Here is a 25,264-nt window from a genome sequence, read left to right as displayed (position 1 = left end):
TGGTGTGACCGCTTTCACTCGGCGTGGTGAGAGCCGGTGTTGTGTTGCCGAACAGTGGACAGGGGTGTGGAGAAGCTGGGGATCACTGGGGACAACGTCCCCTGACCTGTGGGCGGCCGGTGGACAACCCCGCTTCCCTCCTGTGGACGAATCTTCTGTCCACACCCTGTGGACGACGGTTGACCACAAATCCCCAGGGGGCTGACCTCGCCCGATGCCCCGTCAGGACACCGGCCTGTGGACCCCACAGGGATAACTTTCCAGTCCCCAGGGTGTGGACGGAAGATTCTCCCCCAATCTGTGGAGAGAGGCCGTGTCCCGGCGCGGAATCGAACAGCGGCGGGCGTCGCGCGGCCCCGCGCAGCCGTCGGACGACGTGGCCGCATGGCGAAGGGCGCCCCGGGAGCGGGTCCCGGAGCGCCCTGGATGCGCCTGAGGCGGTCGGCGGTGGCGGCCGTACGAGCGGTCGTGGCGCGCCGGCGTCAGCCGTTCTTGATGCGGTTGGTCAGCTCGGTCACCTGGTTGTAGATCGAGCGCCGCTCGGCCATCAGCGCGCGGATCTTGCGATCGGCGTGCATCACCGTCGTGTGGTCCCGGCCGCCGAACTGCGCGCCGATCTTCGGCAGCGAGAGATCGGTCAGCTCACGGCACAGATACATCGCGATCTGGCGGGCGGTCACCAGGACCCGGCTGCGCGACGACCCGCACAGGTCGTCGATGGTCAGCCCGAAGTAGTCGGCGGTCGCGGCCATGATCGCGGTCGCGGTGATCTCCGGCGCGGCGTCCTCACCACCGGGAATCAGGTCCTTGAGCACGATCTCGGTCAGCCCGAGATCCACCGGCTGCCGGTTGAGCGAGGCGAACGCCGTCACCCGGATCAGCGCGCCCTCCAGCTCGCGGATATTGCGCGAGATCCGCGAGGCGATGAACTCCAGCACCTCGGGCGGCGCGTTGAGCTGCTCCTGCACCGCCTTCTTGCGCAAGATCGCGATCCGGGTCTCCAGCTCGGGCGGCTGGACGTCCGTGATCAGACCCCACTCGAAGCGGTTGCGCAGCCGGTCCTCCAGGGTGACCAGTTGCTTGGGCGGCCGGTCACTGGAGAGCACGATCTGCTTGTTGGCGTTGTGCAGCGTGTTGAAGGTGTGGAAGAACTCCTCCTGCGTCGACTCCTTGCTCGCCAGGAACTGGATGTCGTCGACGAGCAGGATGTCCATGTCGCGGTAGCGCTTGCGGAACGCGTCCGCCTTGCCGTCGCGGATGGAGTTGATGAACTCGTTGGTGAACTCCTCCGAGCTCACATACCGCACCCGGGTCCCCGGATACAGGCTCCGCGCGTAGTGGCCGATCGCGTGCAGCAGGTGGGTCTTGCCCAGACCGGACTCGCCGTAGATGAACAGCGGGTTGTACGCCTTCGCCGGCGCCTCGGCGACCGCGACGGCGGCGGCGTGCGCGAAGCGGTTCGAGGCGCCGATGACGAACGTGTCGAAGAGGTACTTCGGATTCAGTCGCGCGGTCGGCTCCCCCGGGCCGGTGGCGGGCGCGGGCTGCGCGGCGAGCGGGCCGGGCGCGCCGCTGGGTGCCGGAAGTCCGGAGCCCGGACCGCCCGAGCGCCCGTTGTGGCCGGAGGGCTGGTGCTCGGAGAGGTCACGGCGCGGGGAGTCGTAGGGGGAGCGCGCACCGTCGGAGTGCCGCGGCGGCCCGGAACGGTCGGGGCCCTGCGAGCGGTAGTCGTTCTGCTGCTGTATGTGCGAGGGGGGAGGGGAGGCGTACGGGTCGCGCTCGGGGAAGCCGCCCAGGCGCTGCTGCTGCCAGCCGTAGTCCTCCCGGGGGCCGGCGCCCATGGCGGAGGAGTGCTGCGGCCAGGATCCGGGCTCGTGCCGGGACTGCTGGTGCTGCTGGTAGTCGGGGTAGGCGGGCCGGACGCTGGGCAGGTCGTCGTTCTGCCGCCCGTATCCCTGCCGGTTGTCGTGCCGGCCGTCGTAACCGTCGTACGCGTCGCGCTGCTGTGGCTGCTGCGACTGGTGAGGCTGCTGGTGTTGCGGGTGCTGCTGTCCGTGCTGCTGCGGCTGGTGCTGTCCCTGCTGGTGCTGAGACTGCTGCTGTCCGCCACCGGGCGCGGACTGCGCCGGCGGCTCCTCCGCGGAGTCGTCGACGGTGATCGCGATCCTGATCGGCCGCCCGCACTCGTGGCTCAGCGCTTCTCCGATCAGCGGCGCCAGCCGGCCTTCGAGCACGCCCTTGGCGAATTCGTTGGGGACGGCGAGCAGCGCGGTGTCGGCGACCAGCGCCAGCGGCTGGGTCCGCTTGAGCCAGTCCTGGTCCTTGGGCTTGAGGCCGTCGGCCTCGGCACGCAGGAGATGGTCGAGTACGCGCGGCCACACTGCGGCAAGATCGGCAGGTACATCAGCCACAGGGCACGCTCTCTCACAGTCCCACGAATGTGTGATTCTCAGGACGGGCGGGAAGGAATCGGAGTTCAGCCACGGTAGTCAGGCCGGGCCTGGGGATTCAAGTTGTTGTCCACAGGCTGTGCATAGTGTGTCCTGACAAGGACCTGTGTGGGGTGGCGAGGAGCCGGTTTGACCGGATGGCGTAGCCGCGCGTACCGTGCACAGGTCGAGTTGTCGATGGCTGCTGCCGCCTGCCTCCGATGGGCAAAGATCGCGCTCTAGTGATCGTGTAGCGGTGCACTTAGGCGTTGCGAGCTACTCGTGGGCGCACGGTGACAGCCAGTCGACGCCCCACATCTGTCTCTCCCGAGACAACAAGCATTCCTGGAGCCCCCGAGTGAGCAAGCGCACCTTCCAGCCGAACAACCGCCGCCGCGCGAAGACCCACGGCTTCCGTCTGCGCATGCGGACCCGCGCCGGTCGCGCGATTCTGGCGACCCGCCGTGGCAAGGGTCGCGCCCGCCTGTCGGCCTGAGCACCCGACCTAGGTCCATGACGTGCTGCCTACCGAGCATCGGCTGAGGCGGCGCGAGGACTTTGCGACCGCGGTACGCCGGGGACGCAGGGCCGGGCGCCCGCTCCTTGTCGTTCATTTTCGTAGCGGTGCAACGGACCCGCACGCAGCGGGGGAACGTGTTTCCCCGACGCGTGCGGGTTTCGTCGTGAGCAAGGCCGTTGGCGTCGCCGTCGTCCGCAACAAGGTCAAGCGTCGGCTTCGCCATCTCATGCGCGACCGGCTGGACCGGCTTCCCGCCGGTAGCCTGGTTGTCGTACGGGCCCTGCCCGGCGCGGGTGCGGCGGACCACGATCAGCTCGCCCGCGACCTGGACGCCGCCTTCGAGCGGCTGCTGGGAGGGGCGCCGAGAGGCTCCGATTCCCCAGGGAACGCCCCCCGGACACCCGGACGGGACCCGGGAGGGAGCGCGTAGTGAAGTACCCACTGCTGCTTTTGATCAAGCTGTACCAGTGGACCATCAGCCCTCTGCTCGGCCCGGTCTGCAGGTACTACCCGTCGTGCTCGCACTATGGCTACACCGCCATCGACCGGCACGGCGCGGTGAAAGGGACAGCGCTGACGGCCTGGCGCATCCTGCGATGCAACCCGTGGTCGCCCGGTGGCGTCGACCACGTCCCTCCCCGGAAGCGTCCGGTTTGGCATCAGCGGCTGAGGAGCCGCCTGGGCGGGCCCACCGTCCCTGAGCCCGTCGCCCAGCCCGAGACTCAGCCCAACGCCCAAGGAGCCTGATTCGTGGACACGATCCTGAATCCTCTCTATATCGCTGTTTCCTGGATCATCGTCCAGTTCCACTCGTTCTACAGCCTGATCTTTGACAGGAACAGCGGCGCGGCGTGGGGTCTGTCCATCGTCTCGCTGGTGGTGCTGATCCGTATCTGCCTGATCCCGCTCTTCGTGAAGCAGATCAAGGCGACGCGGAACATGCAGGCGCTCCAGCCGAAGATGAAGGCGATCCAGGAGCGCTACAAGAGCGACAAGCAGCGCCAGTCCGAAGAGATGATGAAGCTCTACAAGGAGACGGGCACCAACCCGCTCTCGAGCTGTCTTCCGATCCTGGCCCAGTCGCCGTTCTTCATCTCCCTGTACCAGGTCCTGAACCACATCGCCGAGAACAAGACGGTCGGCGTCATCGACAAGCCGCTGCTGGAGAGCGCGCAGAACGCGCACATCTTCGGTGCGCCGCTGGCGGCGAAGTTCCTGGACAGCACGGAGAAGCTCCAGAGCCTGGGCGCTTCGCTGGTCGACGTCCGCGTCGTCACCGTCATCATGATCGTCCTGATGTCGGCGTCGCAGTTCTACACGCAGCGCCAGTTGATGACCAAGAACGTCGACCTGACGGTGAAGACGCCGTTCATGCAGCAGCAGAAGATGCTGATGTACGTCTTCCCGATCATGTTCGCTGTGTTCGGTATCAACTTCCCCGTCGGTGTCCTCGTCTACTGGCTGACCACCAACGTGTGGACCATGGGCCAGCAGATGTTCGTCATCCGCCGTAACCCGACCCCGGGCAGCAAGGCCTTCACCGAGCGCCAGGAGCGTCTGCGCGCCAAGGGCAAGCTCGTCGAGGACCCGGCCGAGGTCGAGGCCAAGCGGGCCGTCGAGGAAGCGCGTCAGAACCGCCAGCAGCCCAAGCGTCAGCCGAAGTCCAAGCGGCAGCACACCGCGGGTGCCGGTACGACGGCCGGCGGTACGCAGGGTCGTACGCGTGCCGGAACGGCCGCCGGCTCGGGTGCCGCGAAGAAGCAGTCGCTGGAGAAGAAGGCCCCGCAGGACAGCACGGCGGAGGACAGCAAGGCCAAGGGCGGCTCCGCATCCGGGTCCCGCACCACCAAGTCCGGACAGCGCAAGGGCCAGCAGCGCCCCAAGCACCCGTCCAAGAAGTAAGAGGAGTCCTTTCGTGACGGACACGACCCCTGCCGCCAAGGGCACCGACACCCTGACCCGCCTTGAGCAGGAAGGCGAGATCGCGGCCGACTACCTCGAGGGTCTGCTCGACATCGCCGACCTCGACGGCGACATCGACATGGATGTCGAGGCCGACCGCGCCGCGGTGTCGATCATCAGCGACTCGACCAGCCGTGACCTGCAGAAGCTGGTGGGCCGCGACGGCGAGGTGCTGGAGGCGCTCCAGGAGCTGACCCGGCTGGCCGTGCACCGCGAGACCGGTGACCGCAGCCGTCTGATGCTGGACATCGCCGGATTCCGCGCCCGCAAGCGCGAGGAGCTGACGGAGATCGGCGCGAAGGCGGCCGAGGAGGCCAAGAGCACCGGCGAGCCGGTCAAGCTCGACCCGATGACGCCGTTCGAGCGCAAGGTCGTCCACGACGCGGTGGCCGCGGCCGGACTGCGCAGCGAGTCCGAGGGCGAGGAGCCGGAGCGTCGAGTGGTCGTCCTCCCGGCCTGATCTCTCAGCGCTCCAGTTGTCTTTGGCCCCGTCTGCTCGCAGGCGGGGCCAAATCTTGTCAGCGATCTGTGTTATCCCGGGGCGTACTCCCGGGTTCCCGGCAGGCAAAGCAGTCCAAAGGAAGGGCGGTTCCCGTGACGGACGAAGCGGCGGAGCTCCCTCCCGCGCCGAAGGCGGCGCAGGAGGTATTCGGTGAGCGCTTTGCGGAGGCCGTGCGATACGGCGAGCTGCTCGCCGACGCGGGGGTGAAGCGGGGGCTCATCGGCCCGCGCGAGGTGCCGCGGTTGTGGGAGCGGCACCTGCTGAACTGCGCAGTGCTCTCCGAGGTCGTGCCAGAAGGGGTAACGGTCTGCGACGTGGGCTCGGGGGCCGGGCTGCCCGGCATCCCGCTGGCGCTCGTCCGGCCGGACTTGAAGATCACGCTCCTGGAACCGCTGCTGCGGCGTACGAACTTCCTTCAGGAGGTCGTCGAGCTGCTCGGACTGGACCATGTGACGGTCGTTCGAGGGCGGGCCGAAGAGGTCATGGGCAAGCTCCCGCAGGTGCATGTGGTGACCGCGCGCGCCGTTGCCCCGCTCGACCGGCTGGCCGGCTGGGGCGTTCCCCTGCTGCGCCCGTACGGCGAGATGCTGGCGCTCAAGGGCGACGCCGCGGAGGAGGAGCTCAAGGGCGCCCGGGCGGCGCTGAGCAAGCTCGGCGTGGTGGAGACCTCGGTGGTGCATGTCGGCGAGGGCATTGTGGATCCGCCCTCGACGGTGGTGCGCGTCGTGGTGGGCGAGAGTCCGGGCGGTGTGCGCTTTGCCGCCAAGCGGGCGAAGGCGGCGCGAGTCGGTCGGACTTCGAGGCCGCGCCGGCGCTGATGCCCCGATGCCGGAGAGGCGCAGGCCGGCGTGTGTGCGGTGGGTGTGTCGTCTGCCGCATGGGAAGGAGCGGGTTTTCCCAAACAGCATCAAATCGTCATAAGACGGAGTGTCGCGGCTTAATCGGGCGCGACGCTGGCATCGTGTTTCACGTGAAACGACGTTCTCTGCTGCAAGGGATTATCGGCCGTGGTCGTGCGGCTGCCGAGCCGCGTGACCGTAGGCCCGCACGGGTCAGGGATGTATCCCCAGGAGGCGATTCATCCACAGGAGAACGGACCTCACTGGTTCACGACGCCGAAAGCATGGCAGGCTCTGCACATTGCGAGCCTGATGTCGAGGAGAGTGAATCCGTGCGGTCCGACGCCAACATCGCGGGACCGATGACCGATCCGGTCCCCGGTCCCCGTAGCGAGTCGTACGGGGACGACGTTTCACGTGAAACGCCGCCCCCGATGGACGACACCCCGATCGGTCGTGCAGCACAGATGGCGGTAGAGGCACTGGGCCGCGCGGGAGAAGGGCTGCCCCGACCCGAACAGACCCGGGTCATGGTGGTGGCCAACCAGAAGGGCGGGGTCGGCAAGACCACGACCACGGTGAACGTGGCTGCCTCACTGGCCCTGCACGGGGCGCGGGTCCTGGTCATCGACCTCGATCCCCAGGGCAATGCCTCGACGGCGCTGGGGATCGATCACCATGCGGAGGTGCCGTCGATCTACGACGTGCTGGTGGACAGCCGGCCACTCTCCGACGTGGTGCAGCCGGTCGCGGACGTGGAGGGCCTGTTCTGCGCCCCCGCCACGATCGACCTTGCCGGAGCGGAGATCGAGCTGGTCTCGCTCGTGGCACGGGAAAGCCGGCTGGACCGGGCTATCAAGGCGTATGAGCAGCCGCTGGACTACATCCTCATCGACTGCCCGCCCTCGCTCGGTCTGCTGACCGTCAACGCTCTGGTCGCCGGGGCCGAGGTGCTGATCCCCATCCAGTGCGAGTACTACGCGCTGGAAGGTCTCGGTCAGCTTCTGAGGAACGTCGACCTGGTGCGGGGGCATCTCAACCCCAAGCTTCACGTCTCGACCATCCTGCTCACCATGTACGACGGGCGCACCCGGCTGGCCTCCCAGGTCGCCGACGAGGTGCGTAGCCACTTCGGCAACGAAGTGCTCCGTACGAGCATCCCCCGCTCGGTGCGCATCTCCGAGGCGCCGAGCTACGGGCAGACGGTGCTCACCTATGACCCAGGATCCAGTGGGTCGCTCTCGTACCTCGAAGCGGCCCGGGAGATCGCGATGCGCGGGGCGCCCCGGACCGGGGCACAGGGCCTCAGCATCACTTACGAAGCACAGCACAACATGTCGGAGGGGACTCAGTGAGCGAACGACGTAGAGGGCTCGGCCGTGGGCTCGGTGCGCTGATCCCCGCGGCACCGCAGAGCACGGACCAGGCCGGGCCCGCGGTGGGCCGCGGAGCGACGTCACCGTCGGCCGTACCGGTACTGGCTCCGGAGCGCGGTGTGGCTGCGGCCAAGGTCACCTCCTTGCCGGTCGCCGGTGTTTCCCGTGAAACGGAGACGCCGGTCGAGCCGGAGACGACGGTGGCGGGGGTGTCGGAGATCGCGGGTGCGCACTTCGCCGAGGTGCCCATCGACGCGATCAAGCCCAACCCGAGGCAGCCGCGCGAGGTCTTCGACGAAGATGCTCTGGCCGAGTTGGTCACCTCCATCCAGGAGGTGGGCCTGCTTCAGCCGGTGGTGGTCCGTCAGACCGCTCCGGGGCTGTTCGAGCTGATCATGGGCGAGCGTCGCTGGCGGGCGTGCCGTGAAGCCGGCCTGGAGAAGATTCCCGCGATCGTCCGTGCCACGGACGACGAGAAGCTGCTCCTTGACGCGCTGCTGGAGAACCTGCACCGGGCCCAGCTCAATCCGCTGGAGGAGGCGGCCGCCTACGACCAGTTGCTCAAGGACTTCAAGTGCACGCATGACGAACTGGCCGACCGGATCGGCCGGTCGCGGCCGCAGGTCTCCAACACGCTGCGTCTGTTGAAGCTCTCGCCCTCCGTGCAGTCGCGACTCGCGGCGGGGGTGCTCTCCGCTGGCCACGCCCGTGCTTTGCTCTCCGTGGAAGACGCCGAGGAGCAGGACCGTCTCGCCCGCCGCATCGTGGCGGAGGGGCTGTCGGTGCGGTCGGTCGAGGAGATCGTGACGCTGATGGGGTCGGACACCAAGACCGCGGCCAAGGCCAAGGGCCCCCGGGCCGGCACCCGGGTGTCCCCCGCGCTGACCGGACTCGCGTCCCGGCTGTCCGATCGCTTCGAGACCCGGGTGAAGGTCGACCTGGGCCAGAAGAAGGGAAAGATCGTCGTTGAGTTCGCCTCGATGGACGATCTGGAGCGCATCCTCGGCACGCTCGCCCCGGGTGAGGGACGGGTGCTGGGGAAGTCGCTGGCCGAAGAGTCCGGCGACGAAGCCTGAGCTGACCGCTCGGCCAGAGGGCGGGCCGTGTTCCGGAGTCCTTACCGGAACACGGTCCGCCCTTTGCTCTCCGGCAGTACCGATGCCCATAAAGGGTGGATACGATGCGATCGGGTATGGCACGCATCCATGTGGAGAAACCTCAAATCGGGGAGAAGTCCATGCGATCGGTGAGCCGCACCGGACTGTTGGCCGCGGGATTCGGTCTCGCGGCGGTCGGAGGGTTCGTTGGCGGTCTGCTCCGGGAGCAGACCGCGCTGACGGCCCGTCGTGACGCGACGGGCGAGGGAAGTGAGGATCTGGCTTCATGGGCCGTCGGCTCGTACCGCTCACGCTGGACAACCTTCCGGATCTCCCCCAGCGCTGCCGGTCCTGCGTCTTCTGGGAGCTCGACCCCGTCAGCGGCGAAGCCGCAGTAAAAGCGGGCCGGCCGGAGCTGGAAAAGGAAGCCTGGATCTCGGCGGTGCTTTTGGAGTGGGGGTCGTGCGGGCGCGTCGTCTACGTCGATGACGCGCCGGTCGGGTTCGTGATGTACGCGCCGCCGGCCTATGTACCGCGGTCCACGGCCTTCCCCACCAGCCCGGTGTCGCCCGACGCCGTGCAACTCCTCACGGCCCGGCTGATCCCCGGTTACCAAGGGCAGGGGCTGGGACGGGTGATGGTGCAGACCGTCGCCAAGGACCTCATCCAACGCGGCTTCAAGGCCATTGAGGCGTTCGGTGACGCCCACTGGACCGAACCGGCCTGCGTACTGCCCGCCGATCACCTTCTCGCGGTGGGCTTCAAGACCGTGCGGCCCCATCCGCGCTTCCCCCGACTGCGGCTGGAGCTGAGGGCCACGATTTCCTGGAAGGAAGACGTGGAGATGGCCCTCGATCGCTTGCTGGGAGCCGTACAGAAGGAACCCGCCCTGCGACCGCTGTAGCCCCGCCGGTACCAACGGGAAACGGGCCCGCCCCCTGGTGAGGGGACGGGCCCGTTTCCCGTGAAACATCAGCCGACTCAGGCGAGGAAGTCCGCCAGGTCGCGCTCGATCGCGGCCTTCGCCTTGGCGCCGACGATGGTCTTCACGACCTCGCCGCCCTGGTAGACGTTCATGGTCGGGATCGACATGACGCCGTACTTGGCGGTGGTCGCCGGGTTCTCGTCGGTGTTCAGCTTGGCGATGACGATCTCGTCGTGCTCGGCGGCAATTGCCTCCAAGGACGGGGCGACCTGACGGCACGGGCCGCACCAGGTGGCCCAGAAGTCGACGAGAACGGGCTTGTCGCTCTTGAGGACGACCTCTTCGAAGTTGTCGTCCGTCACGGTCACCGTGGCGCCGGCCATGGCAATCTCCTTACTGGGTGGGTGGTGAAAAGCTGGGCGGTTCGGGGTTCAGACGGCAGGGGTCTTCTCGGGCTCGGGAGACTCGCTGTCCGACAGCGCCGCGAGGAACCGCTCGGCGTCGAGGGCCGCGGAGCAGCCGGTGCCGGCCGCGGTGATCGCCTGACGGTAGGTGTGGTCCACGACGTCACCCGCGGCGAAGACGCCCTCCAGGTTCGTGCGGGTGCTGGGCGCGGAGACCTTGAGGTAGCCCTCGTCGTCCAGGTTGAGCTGGCCCTTGAACAGCTCCGTCCGAGGGTCGTGGCCGATCGCGATGAACAGGCCGGTCACCGGAAGCTCCGAGGTGGCCCCCGTCTTGAGGTTGCGCAGCGTCAGACCGGAGAGCTTGTTCTCGCCGTGGATCTCGGCGACCTCGCTGTCCCAGACGAACTTGATCTTCGGGTCGGCGAACGCGCGCTCCTGCATGGCCTTGCTGGCGCGCAGGGTGTCACGGCGGTGGACGACCGTGACGGACTTGGCGAAGCGGGAGAGGAAGGTGGCCTCCTCCATCGCCGTGTCGCCGCCGCCGATGACGGCGATGTCCTGGTCCTTGAAGAAGAACCCGTCGCAGGTGGCGCACCAGGAGACACCCCGGCCGGACAGCTCGTCCTCACGGGGCAGGCCAAGCTTGCGGTGCTGGGAGCCCGTGGTGACGATGACGGCCTTGGCGCGGTGCACCGTGCCCGCGGTGTCCGTGACGGTCTTGATCTCCTCGGAGAGGTCGACGGAGACGATGTCGTCCGGCACCAGCTCGGCGCCGAAGCGCTCGGCCTGGGCGCGCATGTTGTCCATCAGGTCCGGGCCCATGATGCCGTCGCGGAAACCGGGGAAGTTCTCCACATCGGTCGTGTTCATCAGCGCGCCGCCTGCGGTCACGGCACCTTCGAAGACCAGAGGCTTAAGGGACGCACGGGCGGTGTAGAGCGCTGCGGTATAGCCCGCGGGCCCGGAGCCGATGATGATCACGTTGCGGACGTCGCTCACGGGTGTCTTCCTTGTCTCTGCCGACTGCTTGCTGGGGCTATCTCAGAACTCTCACCCCACCCAACGGATCCTACGGGTCGAGCATTCCCGGAGTCCCACAGCGGACTGCTCGTCGCTCACTCTCGCTGGTACGAGTGGTGCAGGAGAACCTTGCCGGGAGCAGGCGGTGTCGCGGAGACGCACGAGGAAGCGATGACATAGGCGGAGACACGTGAAGGGTCGGAGGGATGCGGCAGGACGACGAGGAAGGCGTCCTTGCCCTCATACCTGCTGTGACGGGACGCGAGCGGGTTCTCCGGACGGCCGATGCCCTGACGTACACAGGACGGGATGGTGTCGGCATCGCCGCGCAGCGGGGTCTCGGGCGAGCTTCGGGTACCGATCTCCGGAGACTTGTGCGAGCCGTTCGCGGCCAGCAGCTCGTGCACATGTGATCCGAGAGTCGCCGAGGTCAGGGCGCTAGTGCCGCTTTCGCCCTTCTGCGTGGCCGTGGTGTGCCGGTCCGGGGGCGTCCCCTGGCTTCCGCCGGTGGTGGCGTTCTGAACGATGAGGCCGGCGAACCCGAACGCCACCGCGGCTGCCACCGTGCCGAGCAGGACCCGTGGCCAGCGCCGGTGACGGCGGGAGTGGCGGTCGGTCGAGGTCGGACGGCCCGGCCCGGAGGCGCCGCGAGGGCGGCCGGCCGGTCGGACCGGAGCCGAGGCGCGCAGGGGTGAGTCCTCTCCTGTTTCACGTGAAACGGGAGAGGGGGCGGCGGCCGTTTCACGTGAAACCAACGTTCCCGTGGCGGGCGCGGTGGCATCGAGAAGGGCCTCGGCAGCGAGGGCCGCGTCAATCCGCCCCGCGATGTCGGCCGGCATCCGTGTCGGGCCGGGGAGCGTGCCGAGCAGCCCCCGGATCTCCTCCAGCGACGCGTAGACATCCGCGCACAGCGCGCAGCCGGTGAGATGGTCGCGCAGATCCACGCTGCGGGCCGGGGTAAGCAGCCCGTCCGTGAGATCGGAGATTTCGGAGACCTCCGGGTGCTCACCTGTGCCGGTCGTCGACGTCACGCCTGCCCACCTCCGCCCTTCACGGCACCTGAGTCATTCGGTCCTGCCGTCGGTGGGACGGATGTCCCCTGCGCCCGGTTCCTTCCCCCGCTCGCGGGCCGGTTACCCCCGCCGTCGACGCGCAGATGGGTGACCAAGGGAAGGAGCCGGGCGCGGCCTCGTGCGCAGCGGCTTTTCACCGTGCCGGTGGGGATATTGAGGATCGCGGCGGCCTCGGCAACCGGGTAGCCCTGCATGTCGACGAGGACGAGGGCGGCCCGTTGTTCCTCCGGGAGGGTGCGCAGTGCGCTCAGGAGCTCTCGCTGAAGATCCTGGCGTTCGGCGGGAACGGCGGCGGATTCGTGCGGCTCGATGAGCTGTTCCAGGCGCTCCGTCTCGGCGATGGGCGAGGTGCGCCGGGAGGCGACCTTGCGGGCCCGGTCCAGGCAGGCGTTCACGGTGATGCGGTGCAGCCAGGTCGTCACCGCGGACTGCCCTCGAAAGGTGTGGGCCGCGCGGTAGGCGGAGACCAGGGCGTCCTGCACGGCGTCTGCGGCCTCTTCGCGGTCCCCCAGGGTGCGCAGCGCCACCGCCCAGAGCCGGTCGCGGTGCCGCCGGACAATCTCCCCGAAGGCGTCGGGGTCACCCGCGACATGGCGAGCGAGGAGGTCGCTGTCGCTGGGAGGCGTCGACGCCTCGTTGCTTTCTGTGGACACAAGCCCCCCGCTACAGGTACTCAACCGCGCATGCCATTGAAGCTGGTGAGGCCGGGAAAGTAAATGAGCCGGACTAAAATCAGCTAAAGCCGTCAATTCGCTACTTAGCGCGCGAATGATTTCCGCAGTGCTATTCCGTCGAGCGGCGAGGACTCGTCCAGAAGGGAAGGCGGCGGCAGAAAAGCGACTGGGCCCCCGCCAGATGTTCTGAAGGGGGCCCAGCGCGGTATTTATCAGCCGGTGACCTTGATATCCGAAATGCCGCCACGGAACCAGTCCGGTGCGCCGTCGCTCGGCAGCTCGCTGATATGGACGAGCAGGTACCGGGTACTTACCGGCTTGTCCAGTTTGGCGGTCAGTTGGCCATCGACCTTTTGGGCTTTGGTGAGGTGCCGGGAGAACGCGTCGAGTGAGGCCGGATCGGCCGCGGACGGATCGGCGGCGAGGATCTGGGCGGTCTGACCCGGCCGGTACATCGTGACCTGCACGCCGGAGACCTTCTTGACGCTGCCGAGGTCGACGATGATGCCGCTGCCCTCCGCCCGGCTCGGCAGATTGCCGAAGTTCGGCATTCCCTTGAAGCGTCCGGTCACCCAGGCGGTTCCGGCGTCACCGTCGACCGCGTTCGGCGCTTGGCCGCCCGCGAACGGCGAGGACAGCGGCGAGAACTCCGTGGCGCTCTCGATGGTGAGCGGCTTGGCGGCCTGCTTCTGACCGGACCCGCCCGGCCGGGTGTTGCCCGGCGTCTCGCTCTGCTTCTCGCCCTTGAGCAGGGTGTCCGCCAGTTGCCAGCTACCCAGCCCCAGTGCCGCGATGAGCAGCGCGGAGACCGACCACTTCAGGGCCTTGCCGGTGCGGCTCTGCAACGGTGGCGGAGGTACGGGGACGGGTTGCGCCGCCCGGCCGGACTGGCCGTTGCGGCCCGCCGGCTGGCCGAAGCTGCCCTGCTGGAAGCCGGTCCGCTGGTAGGGCGGCGGCGTGGTGAAGGCCGGCTCGGGGGGCCGGATGCGCGGCATGGCCGCGACGGCCTTGGCCAGCTCCTCCGGAGTGGTGCACGGCTGCTCCTGGCGCGAGGCCGTGGCACCGTCGTTGACCAGCGCGCGCATGGCGAGCTCGGACAGCCCGCGGTGGACCCCCGCGCGCACCTGGTCGGGCGCGATCAGCCCGACGCCCTTGGGCAGCCCGGCGAGGCCGTAGGCGTCGTTCTCATACGGCCAGCGCTGGGTCAGCGCGGCGTAGAGCAGCGCGCCGATCGCCTCCGTATCCGTGCGCTGAGGGTGCTCACAGGAGATGCCGCGCAGTGCGGCCATGACGGCGAGCCCGCGGATGCGGTACTGGCCGGACTCCGTACGCAGCACCGAGCCGGGGGTGATCCGCAGGTGGGCCAGGCCCTCGCGGTGCGCGGCGGCCATGGCCTGCGAGACCTGGCTGACGAGCTGGTAGGCGTCGTGGGGTTCGAGCGGGCCGTTCGCGAGCACCGTGGAGAGTTCGGTGGCGTCCGGCAGCCATTCGTGGACGACGTAGACGAGATCGTTCTCCTCGACGGCGTCCAGGACCTGCACGAACCGGGGGTCCCCCAGGAGCGCCGAGGACCGGGCGGCCGACAGCACGGGGCGTGCCCGTGGATGGTCGGCGGGCAGGATGTGCACCCCCACCGCCCGGCGCAGCTTCTCGTCGACCGCGCGCCAACTGCTGAATCCGTCCAGACGGGTGACGCACTCCTCGAGGCGGTAGCGTCTGGCGAGCTTGTGGCCACTGTGCAGTTCCGGTGGCTGGGCTTCGGCCGCCACGGCCGGCTTCTCACCGGTGCCCGCGGCGTCCTCTTCCCTGCCGGATACCTTCTCGGCCTCCGCACCGTCGTCCGTGGCCTTACCCGCCTGGGCGGTCAGCGGTTCCTCACCGCTCGTGTCGGCCACGTCGACGGCAGCCGTGCTCCGTTCCGCCACCGTCGTTCCTGCCTCCCCATCCGTTGCAGGCTCAATGAGCCAAGACAATTGTGCCCACAGTCCGCCACTATGCACGACACATGGTGGAGGCCGATGGTTGTGCTCGATCAGCGCCCCAGCTTGGCGCGAACCATGCCCACCAGGGCGTTGAGCTCTTCGATCCGCATCTTGCGAGCGGCTACGTAGAACACGCCCAGAAGCGCGACCCCACCCCCGACCAGCGCGCTGATCGAGCCCGCGAGTCCGCTGCCCAGCGCCTGCATGATGCCGTAAACAGCGGCCCCGGAGATGATCGTCGCCGGGACGCTGGCGCCGGCCAGGCGGGCGTAGGTGCGGACGACGTGCGCGGTGTCCAGATCGCCGCCCATCCGCTTGCTCAGCCTGCGCCAGGCCACGCCGACACCGATGATGTACGCAAGGCCGTAGGAGGCCGCCATACCGATCACGGCCCAGCGGGCGGGCAGGACCAGGAAGCACAGGGCGGACGCGGCGGCGTTGACGGCCGCGACGATCACCGTGTTGTAGAAGGGCGTGCGGGTGTCCTCGTACGCGTAGAAGGCCCGCAGGACGACGTACTGCACCGAGAACGGGATCAGGCCGACGCCGAAGGCCATCAGCATGTAGCCCATCGGCACGCCGGCGCCGGACGAGCCGTACACGAGGGTGCACAGCGGGATGCCGAGGGAGAGGAAGCCGAAGGAGATCGGGACGATGGCGACGGCGGAGGTACGCAGTCCCTGCGACATGTCGTCCCGGACCGCTCCGGTGTCACCGTCGTGGGCGGACCGGGACAGGCGCGGCAGGAGCGCCGCCATCACCGACACCGTGATGATCGCCTGCGGCATGTTCCAGATGAGCTGCGCGCTGGCGTAGGAGATGAAGCCGGTGCCCGGGTGGCCCTGGCGGTTCGCGGTGTTGCCGGCCCAGGTGGAGAGCTGGGTGACGACCAGGACGCCCGCCTGGTTGGCGAGGACGAACAGCACCGTCCACTTGGCGAGCTTGGCGGCCTTGCCCAGCCCGTGTCCGCGCCAGTCGAAGCGGAGCCGGAGCTTGAAGTCGGCTTCGCGCAGGTAGGGGATCATCGCCAGCGCCTGGACGACGAGACCGAGGAGCGTGCCGATTCCCAACAGCCGGATGCCGTCGTCGGGGATCGTGGTGACACCGATACGGGAGGTCTCCGCCGTGCCGTAGACCCCGATGAACAGGGCGAACGTGGCGATCATGACGATGTTGTTGAGGACCGGGGTCCACATCATCGCGCCGAAGCGGCCGCGGGCGTTGAGGATCTGGCCCATCACGACGTGCAGGCCCATGAAGAAGATGGTGGGTACGCAGTAGCGGGTGAACGCGACGGCGACCTCGTTGGCCGCCGGATCGCGGGAGATGTCGAAGGACACCATCTTCACCAGCAGGGGCGCCGCGAACACCGCCACCACCGTGAGCGCCCCGAGGATCACCACGACGAGCGTGAGGAGCCGGTTCGCGTAGGCCTCGCCGCCGTCTTCGTCCTCCTTCATCGCGCGCACCAACTGCGGGACGAACACGGAGTTCAGACCGCCGCCGATGGTCAAGATGAAGATCATCGTGGGGAGCTGGTAGGCGACCTGCCAGGAGTCGCCGAGAACCGCGCCGCCGAGCGCCGCGACGATCAGTGCCGAGCGGATGAAGCCGGTCAGACGCGAGACCATCGTTCCCGCGGCCATCAGCGCGCTGGACTTGAGCAGACTGGAGGCACGGCCCCCGGACGGCTTGCCGGCGGCCGCCGCGGGCGCGGGCTCCGGCGCGGACTGCTGCGGAACGCCCTCCGGCCCCGGCGCTCCCCCGGCTACCGGGGGGCCTGCCTGGGGCGGCGCGGGGCGCTGGGGCTCGTAGGGCTGCTGCTGGTCACGGAAGAGATGCGCGAAGGCATCGCGCTCCGGACGTTCGCCGTCGGCGCGGGCGGCCATTCCCTCGACCGCCGCGAACTGTGTCGTCGCGGTGTCCTCGCCGTACGGAAAGCCGGCCGGGCCCTGCGGCTCGGGCGCCGCGGGCGCATCCCAGAGCTGCGGGCCGGGAGCGTGCGGCGTGACCGGCGGCTGCTGGTAGAGCGGATGCGGGGCTTGGCCCTGAGGCGGCGGGGGGTGCGCGGCGCGGTCGTAGAGCGCGTCGGCCACCGGGTCCTGGGCCGTCGGATCCTGGGCGCGGTGCGGGTCGTGCCGGTAGGCGTCCTGGACATAGGGGTCCTGGGCCGCGGGCACTTGGGGCGTCGCGGGGACCGGCCCCGTGGGGTCGCCACTGGCGCCCCGGCCGTGGTCACCCTCATACGGCGCATTCATCGCTGCCCCACCTCATCCGTCGCCGGCCATCCGGCCCCGCCATCTATCAACGGTCCACTTTCTCACCTGAGCCGGAGGGGTCCGTGTTTTCCGAACCGGTGTCCGGTGTGGGGTCACTCGGCTGCTCGGGCTCATCGTCGTCCGAGCCGCCGTTGTCGTCGTCCGTTCCTTCGCCACCGTCGGAACCGTCGCCGTCGCCCTCCTCGGGCCCGTCTTCGGCGGGCCGGGCGGCCGCCCGCTTGCGCTGAAGATAGATCCGGATGCCGGCGAGGACGAGCAGCAGGACACCGCCCGCGATGACGAGCATGACCGTCGCGGTGATCTCCGTGACGTTCACCTGGAACGTCATGGCGTCACCGTAGGGCTTGCCGTCCGCCGTGAAGAGCTGGGCCGTCACCCACGCCCGGCCGTTGGCGTTCGCCGTGGTGTCGAACTTGAACGACTGGCTGTGCCCGCCGTCCACCTTGATCCGCTGAGGCTTGCCCGCGTCCAGACGGTTGGGCTGGGAGGAGGTCAGCTCCAGCGTCATGTCCTCGACGCCCTGGACGAGGTTGTTCTGGACCGTCACCGGAATCGTCGCGCTGCGACCGGAGAGGGTCGCCTCCGACTTCTGGATCAGGTGGACCTTCTTGGTCAGACCGTCGAGGTAGCTCCGCACGGACTGCCGGTACTGCTTGGCGCCCTTGCCGTCCCCGCGCCACTGCGTCGACATCTCGCGCATTATCGCGTTGCCGAACGGGGTCACCACGCGCTCGGGCTGGGCCAGGATCACCCGGAAGTCGTCCAGCACGGACTGCGTGGACTGGATCTGCCGGAACGCGGCCGTCGGGAGTTCCTGCCGGCGCAGCGCGGACGGGTAAGCGGCGCGGCTCGGCACCTGGCGGGTGGCCGAGGGATCGGGCACGGCCTTGGCGGCACCGCTGAGGTTCAGCGGCTGCGTCCACCGCCCCGCCTCCAGCGTCCGCAGCGCCGCGGCCATGGCCTGTGCCTGGCTTGCCGACGGCGTGCGCTGCGGCGCGACGACGACGCTGCGCTGCCGCTCGGAGTCCTGGAGGCCGATCATCTGGGTCTGGGCGAGGAACTCCTGGACCGCTCGGGTGGCGTTCCCCGCCTTCGACATATCCCCTTCGAAGGCACGCGACAGGCGCGAGTCCGCGACGATGGCGGTGTTGCCGCCGCCGATCGGCCGGGCCGCGGTGGGGGTGTAGGGCAAGCCGCTGGACTCCCGCAGGCTGTCGCTGCGGGTGATGACGTTGTGCGCGCCGGCCGACGTGGCCACATCGACGATCGAGGAGTCCAGAGCGCCGTTGACGGGCCAGGCGAAGTCCGTGCGCGCCTTGACCCCGAGGATCGTGTCCACGGTCTTCGCGGACAGTTCGGTGGCCGGGCCGAGGTGACTCAGAGCGCTGGGGACGCCCTTGCCGTGGTGGGCGAGCGAGGCCAGGTCGGGGTCGGCGAACGGCAAGGCGACGACCTCGTGCGTCTTCACGGCCCCTTCGAGGTCGTGCAGCCACTGCTTGGCGACCGCCTGGTTCTGGCCCGCAGGGCCGTCCGGGCCGTGGACCTTGTAGGTCTTGGTCATCGCATCGACCGTGGCGAGCAGGTCGGGGTCGATGACAAAGGTCACCGGGAGCTTCTTGCCGAGCGCGACCATCTGCTGCAGGCGTCCGCCGGGCGCGATCTCGGCGGCGAGCTCGTCATCGCGGAAGACCGGGGTCTGCTGCGCGTCCGCGTCGGTCTCGGCGGTGAGGTGGGTGGAGGAGATCAGCGGCCACAGGTAGGTCAACTGGGTCTTCTTGTCCGCGTCCCCCGCCTGCCAGGGCAGGAAGGTCCGCTCGAAGCCGAGGACCTGCTCGTACGGGGCGGCCTGGGTCCGTCCGGACAGTGAGACGCCTAGCTGGTACACCCCGTCGTCGCCTAGGTCGAGGGCCTTGACCGGGACGCTGAGGCTGAAGGAACGGCTGACGCCGGGATTGAGGGTGCCGACCTTCGCGGTGTGCCCGTCGACCTCCTCGCCGTCCCCACCTGGCAGGTAGCCGGTGCGCTTGGCCGCCACGTCGATGGAGCTGCGGCCGTTGAGGGAGGGCCCGCGCTTCATTCCGACATGCGCGCCGGTGATCGTGGAGCTGCCGTCGTTGGTCAGCGTGCCGGAGACGGTGACCTTGTCGGCCTTGGTGGGAGCCGACGGGGACATCGAGTCGATGGTGACGTCGACCGTGCGGGAGCCCGTCGGTGCCGCCTGCGCGGAGGGGGCCTGCGGGATCTGCAGCAGCCCCATGAGCAGGGGTCCCCCGGTGACCAGCGCCACGGTCCGTCGCAGCCATCGACCGCGCGGCCGTTCAGTCCCCTGGAACCCTGCCGCCTCGGCCACGCGCTCGCCCGTCCCTCGTCGTCGTCAGTGGTCGTCGGAATGTGCGTCCACGAATGGTAACGAGGCCCGCTGCGGCGTGGTGCCGGGGAGTGCTCCACATGATCGCGGGGAGCGGACCGGACGGCTGTCCCCTTTTTAACGTGACGCTTGGTACGGCGCGGCCACGTACCCTGTTTTGTTGTGCCGAACGCCAACAGTGACATCCCCGCCCCCCAGCCCGAGCGGACTCCGCAGTCGACGAATGCGCTGAACCATGTACAGCGCCGTGCAGTGAGCGAGCTGCTGCGGGTGTCCCCCGTAGCGGACGACCTCGCCCGCCGCTTCCAGGAGGCCGGGTTCACCCTTGCCCTGGTCGGGGGCTCGGTCCGGGACGCGTTGCTCGGCCGGCTCGGCAACGATCTCGACTTCACCACCGACGCGCGTCCCGAAGACGTACTGAAGATCGTCCGGCCCTGGGCCGACGCGGTGTGGGAGGTCGGTATCGCCTTCGGCACGGTCGGTTGCAAGAAGAGCTCGTTCGACATCGAGGTCACGACCTACCGGTCAGAGGCCTACGACCGCACCTCGCGCAAGCCCGAGGTGTCGTACGGCGACTCCATCGAGCAGGACCTCATCCGTCGGGACTTCACGGTGAACGCCATGGCGGTACTCCTGCCGCAGAAGGAGTTCGTCGACCCGCACAACGGTCTGGAGGATCTGTCGGACCGGGTCCTGCGGACGCCGGGGACGCCGGAGGAATCGTTCTCCGACGACCCGCTGCGGATGATGCGCGCGGCTCGGTTCGCGGCCCAGCTCGACTTCGAGGTGGCTCCCGAGGTGGTCGCCGCGATGGAGGCGATGTCGGAACGCATCGAGATCGTTTCCGCGGAGCGGGTCCGGGACGAGTTCAACAAGCTGATCTTGGCACCCAACCCGCGCAAGGGCCTTCGGCTGCTCGTCGACTCGGGACTGGCCGACCGGGTGATCCCGGAGCTTCCGGCACTGCGCCTGGAAAGTGACGAGCATCACCGTCACAAGGACGTCTACGAGCACTCGCTGACGGTCCTGGAGCAGGCGATCGACCTCGAAGAGGACGGACCTGATCTGGTGCTGCGGCTGGCGGCGCTCCTCCACGACATCGGCAAGCCCAAGACGCGTCGCTTCGAGCAGGACGGTCGGGTCTCCTTCCATCATCACGAGGTGGTGGGGGCGAAGATGACCAAGAAGCGGATGACCGCGCTGAAGTACTCGAACGACATGGTCAAGGACGTTTCGCGTCTGGTGGAGCTTCACCTGCGCTTCCACGGCTACGGCACGGGCGAGTGGACGGACGCGGCGGTCCGTCGGTACGTGCGGGATGCCGGCCCTCAGTTGGAGCGGCTCCACAAGCTGACGCGCTCGGACTGCACCACGCGCAACAAGCGCAAGGCCAGCGCCCTCTCGCGTGCCTATGACGGGCTGGAAGAGCGCATCGCACGGCTGAAGGAACAGGAAGAGCTGGACGCGATCCGGCCGGACCTGGATGGCAACGCCATCATGCAGATCCTGGGCATCGGTCCCGGGCCGGAGGTGGGCAAGGCATACCAGCAACTGCTGGAACTGCGCCTGGAGCACGGTCCGATGGAGCGGGAGGCGGCGGAGGCCGCTCTCAAGGAGTGGTGGGCCGCGCAGAGCTGATGTTTCACGTGAAACCGGTCGGGGATCCGCACCGTTTCACGTGAAACAACCGTGGGGCCGTTTCACGTGAAACGGCCCCACGGGAAGAACCAGCCGAGGTGCGGTTCTCGCTACTTGGCGTCTGACAGGCAGAGCACGAACTTCGTGTCCGAGCCCCTGCGGCGGTGCTGGCTCTCCGCGTAGGCCGTCGTCGTCTTGGGGCAGACCGTCATGTCGGTGGTGTCCGAGTGGACTTCCGACACCTTGTACTTGGCGTCGGCGGTGCCGCAGTCGACCACCTCGAGGTCGGGGTTGATCTGCGTGCCGTTGTTCTTCATGCAGTCACCCACCGCGGCGGTGTCGGCGTCGTTCAAACTGCTCACCCAGCCGATGCCGATGACTATGAGGGCCAGGACCACGCCGATGCCCTTGAGGATCTTCTTGGGGGACCGCCCGCCGGACGGGCGCGGCGGCGGCACCGGAGCTCCACCCATGTAGGGCTGCTGAGGTGCCTGGGGGTACCCCGGCTGAGCCTGCTGGCCGTACGGCGCTTGCTGCTGGGGGTAGGCGTACCCGCCCTGCGGCTGGCCGTAAGGCGCTTGGGGTGCCTGCGGGTGCGGGGGCTGCTGTCCGTATGGCTGCTGGCCGTACGGCGCCTGGCCATATGGATTCTGCCCCTGAGGCGGCGTGGTCATGGGAGTCCCCCCGATTTTGAAGTATCTAGCCACGTGTATGACGCCCGTAAGGTACCGGGCGTGCCGCTCTCTCACAGAACCTGGGCCCTCGTCAGTTTCACGGGGCTGGTGACCAACGGGGGCCAAAGGGGATCATTGCCGCGGTGACCGCGGCGTAGAGGCCGGCCACGGTGAAAAGCAGCACGACTGACCGTCCGTCCGGGGGGAGCATGAGAGCCGCGACGGCGGCGGCGCCGACGAAGGCGACGTTGAACAGGACGTCGTAGAGGGCGAAGATCCGGCCGCGGAACGCGTCGTCGACGGATGACTGGACGACCGTGTCCGTGGAGATCTTGGTTCCTTGAGTGCTCAGGCCGAGCACGAACGCGGCCGCCAGCATCGGTCCCGGAGTGAAGAACAGGCCGAGGGCCGGCACCAGCACCGCACCCAGGGCGGCGCAGCAGGCTATCCATCCGAACGCCGTGAACCTGCCGACCGCCCAGGGTGTGACGAGCGCGGCCGCGAAGAAGCCGGCCCCTGACACCCCGACGGTGATCGCCAGCATGGTCAGACCGTCCGATTCGCCCCTGGCCCAGGCGTAGCGGCACAGCATCAGCACCATGACCGTCAACGCGCCGTAGCAGAAGCGGACCACGGTCATCGCGGTCAGGGCATAAGCAGCCGTGCGCCGCTCCGCGAGGTGCCGCAGCCCCTCTACCAAGCCCCGTATCGTGCTCAACAGAGCCTGACCGAGGCGTGGTTGAAGCCGGGCGGGGTCGGGTCCGAGAAGTTCCGGTGTCATCCGCAGGGCGGTGGCGGCGGAACAGAAGTACAGGACGGCGGCGAGGAGCACGAGGAGCGCGTCCGCGGCCGGGCCGAGGAGCCGGACGGCGAACGCGAGCCCGCCACCGGCCGTCGCGGCGAGGGTTCCGGCCGTCGGGGCGAGCGAGTTGGCCATCACGAGTTGCTCGTCACCGCAGACGACCCGGGGCAGCGCCGCGGACAGCCCGGCCAGAACGAAGCGGTTCACGGCGGTCACGGCCAGGGCCGAGGCGTAGAAGAGCCAGTCGGGAACACCCACCACGATCAGTCCCGCGGTCGCGGTGGCCAGCGCGGTGCGCAGCAGGTTGCCGAACAGCAGGACCTGACGGCGGCGCCAGCGGTCGAGCAGCACGCCGGTGAACGGCCCCAGGAGCGAATAGGGGAGGAGCAGGATCGCCATGGCTGAGGCGATGGCCGCCGGGGTGGCCTGCTTCTCCGGTGAGAAGACGACGAACGTGGCGAGCGCGACCTGGAAGACACCGTCGGCGGCCTGGGAGAGAAGCCGTGCGGCCAGGAGAGAGCGGAAATCGCGTAGCCGGAGTAACACGCGCAGGTCGCGCACAGCATGCATGACACACAGCCTCACACAGCCCGCAGGCCCCCGGAACGGAATATCCCGGGGGCCTGCGAAGCGGAGGTGTGCCGGCGGCTCAGCGCTCGACCTCACCTCGGATGAACTTCTCGACGTTCTCGTGCGCCTCGTCGTCGAAGTACTGCACCGGCGGCGACTTCATGAAGTACGAGGACGCGGAGAGGATCGGGCCGCCGATGCCCCGGTCCTTGGCGATCTTCGCGGCGCGCAGCGCGTCGATGATGACGCCCGCGGAGTTCGGGGAGTCCCAGACCTCGAGCTTGTACTCAAGGTTCAGCGGGACGTCACCGAAGGCGCGGCCTTCGAGGCGGACGTAGGCCCACTTGCGGTCGTCCAGCCAGGCCACGAAGTCCGACGGGCCGATGTGGACGTTGTCCGCACCCATGTCACGGTCCCGGATCTGGGAGGTGACGGCCTGCGTCTTGGAGATCTTCTTGGACTCCAGGCGCTCACGCTCGAGCATGTTCTTGAAGTCCATGTTGCCGCCGACGTTCAACTGCATCGTGCGGTCCAGGATGACGCCCCGGTCCTCGAAGAGCTTGGCCATCACACGGTGCGTGATCGTGGCGCCGACCTGCGACTTGATGTCGTCACCGACGATCGGGACGCCGGCCTCGGTGAACTTGTCCGCCCACTCCTTGGTGCCGGCGATGAAGACCGGAAGGGCGTTGACGAACGCGACCTTGGCGTCGATGGCGCACTGCGCGTAGTACTTCGCGGCGTCTTCGGAGCCGACAGGGAGGTAGCAGACGAGGACGTCGACCTGCTTGTCCTTGAGGACCTGGACGATGTCGACCGGGGTCTCCTCGGACTCCTCGATCGTCATGCGGTAGTACTTGCCCAGACCGTCGAGGGTGTGGCCCCGCTGGACCGTCACGCCCGCGTGAGGCACGTCGCAGATCTTGATGGTGTTGTTCTCGCTGGCGCCGATGGCGTCCGAGAGGTCGAGGCCGACCTTCTTGGCGTCGACATCGAAGGCAGCCACGAACTCGACGTCACGCACGTGATAGTCGCCGAACTGCACGTGCATGAGACCGGGCACGCGGCTGTTCGGGTCGGCGTCCTTGTAGAACTCGACGCCCTGTACCAGCGAGGCGGCGCAGTTGCCCACGCCGACGATGGCTACGCGAACCGAACCCATTCCGGTTGCTCCCTGTGTTCTCGATGAGGACCTGCGCAGCAGGGCCTCATGTGGTGGTGTCATCGGACGGATCCGGCCGGGTACCACCCCGGTGCCGGGGCAGGCCGTCCGCATCTCCTGACTGGTCCTTCTTGTCCTGCTCTGCGGGATCCGGTGCGCGTTGGTCGCGTCCGGCCCGCTCGCTCTCGATGAGCTCGTTCAACCAACGCACTTCGCGCTCCACGGATTCCATACCGTGCCGCTGCAGTTCGAGGGTGTAGTCGTCCAGCCGCTCGCGGGACCTGGCCAAAGAGGTGCGCATCTTCTCCAAGCGCTCCTCCAGCCGGCTGCGGCGGCCTTCCAGCACGCGCATCCGTACGTCCCGTGACGTCTGACCGAAGAAGGCGAAGCGGACACCGAAGTGCTCGTCCTCCCAGGCGTCCGGCCCGGAGTGAGCGAGCAGCTCTTCGAAGTGTTCTTTGCCCGCCGGGGTCAATCGGTAGACGATCTTCGCTCGGCGCCCTGTCAGTGGCGTGGCGGGGGTGCCCTCCGGAGCGTCGTCCGTCTCCTCGGCGAGCCAGCCGCTCGTGACCAGTGCCTTGAGGCACGGGTAGAGGGTGCCGTAGCTGAACGCACGGAAGACACCGAGCGAGGTGTTGAGCCGTTTTCGCAGCTCGTAACCGTGCATCGGGGACTCGCGGAGCAGGCCGAGAACGGCGAACTCGAGGATGCCGGAACGTCTGCTCATCCTCCGCCCTCCTGGCCTCGTGCGTTCTTTATACCGTGCTGATGTATCGACTCGATACATCCAGACGATAGAGCGGCGACCGGGGCGGGACAAGTAGGGGGGCGGTGAACGGCGTCACATCACTGATTCGCCCTACTCAACCTGACTGATTTGGAGTGAATTTCAACACTGGGCAGGTTTTGGCCGTGCGTAGTCTGTGCGGCATGCAAATTGCCGGGAACCGTGGGCCTGAATGTGACGT

General features: G+C 68.4%; 21 protein-coding genes and 1 pseudogene. 10 read left to right on the top strand and 12 right to left on the bottom strand.

Annotated features, from left to right (window positions below; translation table 11 throughout):
* Window positions 1-482: 482 nt before the first annotated feature.
* Entirely contained in the window at window positions 483-2,411 is a 1,929-nt protein-coding gene (gene dnaA, locus ACZ45Z_RS32000; protein ID WP_468369987.1) for a chromosomal replication initiator protein DnaA, read from the bottom strand.
* 376 nt (window positions 2,412-2,787) lie between these two features.
* Between dnaA and rpmH the strand changes: the two genes are divergently transcribed.
* The 9 genes and pseudogenes from rpmH to ACZ45Z_RS31955 all read left to right on the top strand — a co-directional run bounded on the left by rpmH (window position 2,788) and on the right by ACZ45Z_RS31955 (window position 9,629).
* The gene (rpmH, locus tag ACZ45Z_RS31995) at window positions 2,788-2,925 is read left to right on the top strand and encodes a 50S ribosomal protein L34 (protein ID WP_030354375.1); all 138 of its coding nucleotides are present in this window, start codon (window positions 2,788-2,790) and stop codon (window positions 2,923-2,925) included.
* Window positions 2,926-2,947: 22 nt separating this feature from the next.
* Window positions 2,948-3,316: pseudogene (gene rnpA / locus ACZ45Z_RS31990) on the top strand (ribonuclease P protein component); the annotation flags it as partial.
* Window positions 3,317-3,378: 62 nt separating this feature from the next.
* Window positions 3,379-3,696, top strand: coding sequence for a membrane protein insertion efficiency factor YidD (gene yidD / locus ACZ45Z_RS31985; RefSeq protein WP_468369984.1), 318 nt, complete (start codon window positions 3,379-3,381; stop codon window positions 3,694-3,696).
* A 3-nt stretch (window positions 3,697-3,699) separates the two neighbouring features.
* Window positions 3,700-4,851 (top strand): membrane protein insertase YidC, encoded by a 1,152-nt coding sequence (gene yidC, locus ACZ45Z_RS31980; protein ID WP_468369981.1) that lies wholly within the window; start codon window positions 3,700-3,702, stop codon window positions 4,849-4,851.
* A gap of 13 nt (window positions 4,852-4,864) precedes the next feature.
* The gene (locus ACZ45Z_RS31975) at window positions 4,865-5,371 is read left to right on the top strand and encodes a Jag family protein (protein WP_468369979.1); all 507 of its coding nucleotides are present in this window, start codon (window positions 4,865-4,867) and stop codon (window positions 5,369-5,371) included.
* A gap of 134 nt (window positions 5,372-5,505) precedes the next feature.
* A complete protein-coding gene (rsmG, locus tag ACZ45Z_RS31970; protein ID WP_468369977.1) occupies window positions 5,506-6,231 on the top strand; it encodes a 16S rRNA (guanine(527)-N(7))-methyltransferase RsmG in 726 nt (241 codons plus the stop codon).
* 305 nt (window positions 6,232-6,536) lie between these two features.
* Window positions 6,537-7,607: a ParA family protein gene (locus tag ACZ45Z_RS31965; RefSeq protein WP_468369975.1), complete on the top strand. Its 1,071-nt coding sequence runs from the start codon at window positions 6,537-6,539 to the stop codon at window positions 7,605-7,607.
* Complete coding sequence (locus ACZ45Z_RS31960; protein ID WP_468369973.1) at window positions 7,604-8,704, top strand: ParB/RepB/Spo0J family partition protein; 1,101 nt, start codon at window positions 7,604-7,606, stop codon at window positions 8,702-8,704. The genes ACZ45Z_RS31965 and ACZ45Z_RS31960 overlap by 4 nt, the downstream gene beginning before the upstream one ends.
* Window positions 8,705-9,011: 307 nt before the next feature.
* A complete protein-coding gene (locus ACZ45Z_RS31955) occupies window positions 9,012-9,629 on the top strand; it encodes a GNAT family N-acetyltransferase (RefSeq protein WP_468369970.1) in 618 nt (205 codons plus the stop codon).
* 77 nt (window positions 9,630-9,706) lie between these two features.
* On the opposite strand, the gene trxA is transcribed toward ACZ45Z_RS31955, so the two are convergent.
* The 7 genes from trxA to ACZ45Z_RS31920 all read right to left on the bottom strand — a co-directional run bounded on the left by trxA (window position 9,707) and on the right by ACZ45Z_RS31920 (window position 19,432).
* Window positions 9,707-10,033, bottom strand: a complete 327-nt coding sequence (gene trxA, locus ACZ45Z_RS31950) for a thioredoxin (protein WP_468369968.1) — start codon at window positions 10,031-10,033, stop codon at window positions 9,707-9,709.
* A 48-nt stretch (window positions 10,034-10,081) separates the two neighbouring features.
* Complete coding sequence (gene trxB, locus ACZ45Z_RS31945; protein ID WP_468369966.1) at window positions 10,082-11,053, bottom strand: thioredoxin-disulfide reductase; 972 nt, start codon at window positions 11,051-11,053, stop codon at window positions 10,082-10,084.
* A 116-nt stretch (window positions 11,054-11,169) separates the two neighbouring features.
* Entirely contained in the window at window positions 11,170-12,105 is a 936-nt protein-coding gene (locus ACZ45Z_RS31940; protein ID WP_468369963.1) for an anti-sigma factor family protein, read from the bottom strand.
* Window positions 12,102-12,800, bottom strand: coding sequence for an RNA polymerase sigma factor SigM (gene sigM / locus ACZ45Z_RS31935; protein WP_468369960.1), 699 nt, complete (start codon window positions 12,798-12,800; stop codon window positions 12,102-12,104). Before sigM ends, ACZ45Z_RS31940 begins: the two co-directional genes overlap by 4 nt.
* Window positions 12,801-13,033: 233 nt before the next feature.
* A complete protein-coding gene (locus ACZ45Z_RS31930) occupies window positions 13,034-14,746 on the bottom strand; it encodes a protein kinase family protein (protein ID WP_468369958.1) in 1,713 nt (570 codons plus the stop codon).
* Window positions 14,747-14,853: 107 nt separating this feature from the next.
* A complete protein-coding gene (gene murJ, locus ACZ45Z_RS31925) occupies window positions 14,854-17,061 on the bottom strand; it encodes a murein biosynthesis integral membrane protein MurJ (protein ID WP_468369955.1) in 2,208 nt (735 codons plus the stop codon).
* 46 nt (window positions 17,062-17,107) lie between these two features.
* The gene (locus tag ACZ45Z_RS31920; RefSeq protein ID WP_468369952.1) at window positions 17,108-19,432 is read right to left on the bottom strand and encodes a DUF6049 family protein; all 2,325 of its coding nucleotides are present in this window, start codon (window positions 19,430-19,432) and stop codon (window positions 17,108-17,110) included.
* A gap of 180 nt (window positions 19,433-19,612) precedes the next feature.
* Here ACZ45Z_RS31920 and ACZ45Z_RS31915 point away from each other — a divergent pair, with 180 nt between their 5' ends.
* Complete coding sequence (locus ACZ45Z_RS31915; protein WP_468369949.1) at window positions 19,613-21,088, top strand: CCA tRNA nucleotidyltransferase; 1,476 nt, start codon at window positions 19,613-19,615, stop codon at window positions 21,086-21,088.
* A 110-nt stretch (window positions 21,089-21,198) separates the two neighbouring features.
* Here the strand turns inward: ACZ45Z_RS31915 and ACZ45Z_RS31910 are convergent, their stop codons facing one another.
* The 4 genes from ACZ45Z_RS31910 to ACZ45Z_RS31895 form a co-directional block, all read right to left on the bottom strand.
* A complete protein-coding gene (locus tag ACZ45Z_RS31910; protein ID WP_468369946.1) occupies window positions 21,199-21,546 on the bottom strand; it encodes an LppU/SCO3897 family protein in 348 nt (115 codons plus the stop codon).
* A 313-nt stretch (window positions 21,547-21,859) separates the two neighbouring features.
* On the bottom strand, window positions 21,860-23,134 hold the full coding sequence (locus ACZ45Z_RS31905; RefSeq protein WP_468369944.1) for an MFS transporter: 1,275 nt from the start codon (window positions 23,132-23,134) through the stop codon (window positions 21,860-21,862).
* Between the two features lie 79 nt (window positions 23,135-23,213).
* Window positions 23,214-24,296, bottom strand: coding sequence for an inositol-3-phosphate synthase (locus tag ACZ45Z_RS31900; RefSeq protein WP_468369941.1), 1,083 nt, complete (start codon window positions 24,294-24,296; stop codon window positions 23,214-23,216).
* A 46-nt stretch (window positions 24,297-24,342) separates the two neighbouring features.
* On the bottom strand, window positions 24,343-25,023 hold the full coding sequence (locus ACZ45Z_RS31895) for a PadR family transcriptional regulator (RefSeq protein ID WP_468369938.1): 681 nt from the start codon (window positions 25,021-25,023) through the stop codon (window positions 24,343-24,345).
* Window positions 25,024-25,264 lie beyond the last annotated feature (241 nt).

The sequence above is a fragment of the Streptomyces sp. NPDC031210 genome, assembly GCF_055570395.1.
This window is presented reverse-complemented; position numbering and strand designations above follow the sequence as displayed.

Bases quoted from the DNA above. Each gene is read 5' to 3' on its own strand.
- ACZ45Z_RS31965 (WP_468369975.1), top strand. From the start codon at position 6,537: ATGGCAGGCTCTGCACATTGCGAGCCTGATGTCGAGGAGAGTGAATCC.
- ACZ45Z_RS31955 (WP_468369970.1), top strand. From the start codon at position 9,012: ATGGGCCGTCGGCTCGTACCGCTCACGCTGGACAACCTTCCGGATCTC.
- trxA (WP_468369968.1), bottom strand. From the start codon at position 10,033: ATGGCCGGCGCCACGGTGACCGTGACGGACGACAACTTCGAAGAGGTC.
- murJ (WP_468369955.1), bottom strand. From the start codon at position 17,061: ATGAATGCGCCGTATGAGGGTGACCACGGCCGGGGCGCCAGTGGCGAC.
- ACZ45Z_RS31905 (WP_468369944.1), bottom strand. From the start codon at position 23,134: ATGCATGCTGTGCGCGACCTGCGCGTGTTACTCCGGCTACGCGATTTC.
- ACZ45Z_RS31900 (WP_468369941.1), bottom strand. From the start codon at position 24,296: ATGGGTTCGGTTCGCGTAGCCATCGTCGGCGTGGGCAACTGCGCCGCC.
- ACZ45Z_RS31895 (WP_468369938.1), bottom strand. From the start codon at position 25,023: ATGAGCAGACGTTCCGGCATCCTCGAGTTCGCCGTTCTCGGCCTGCTC.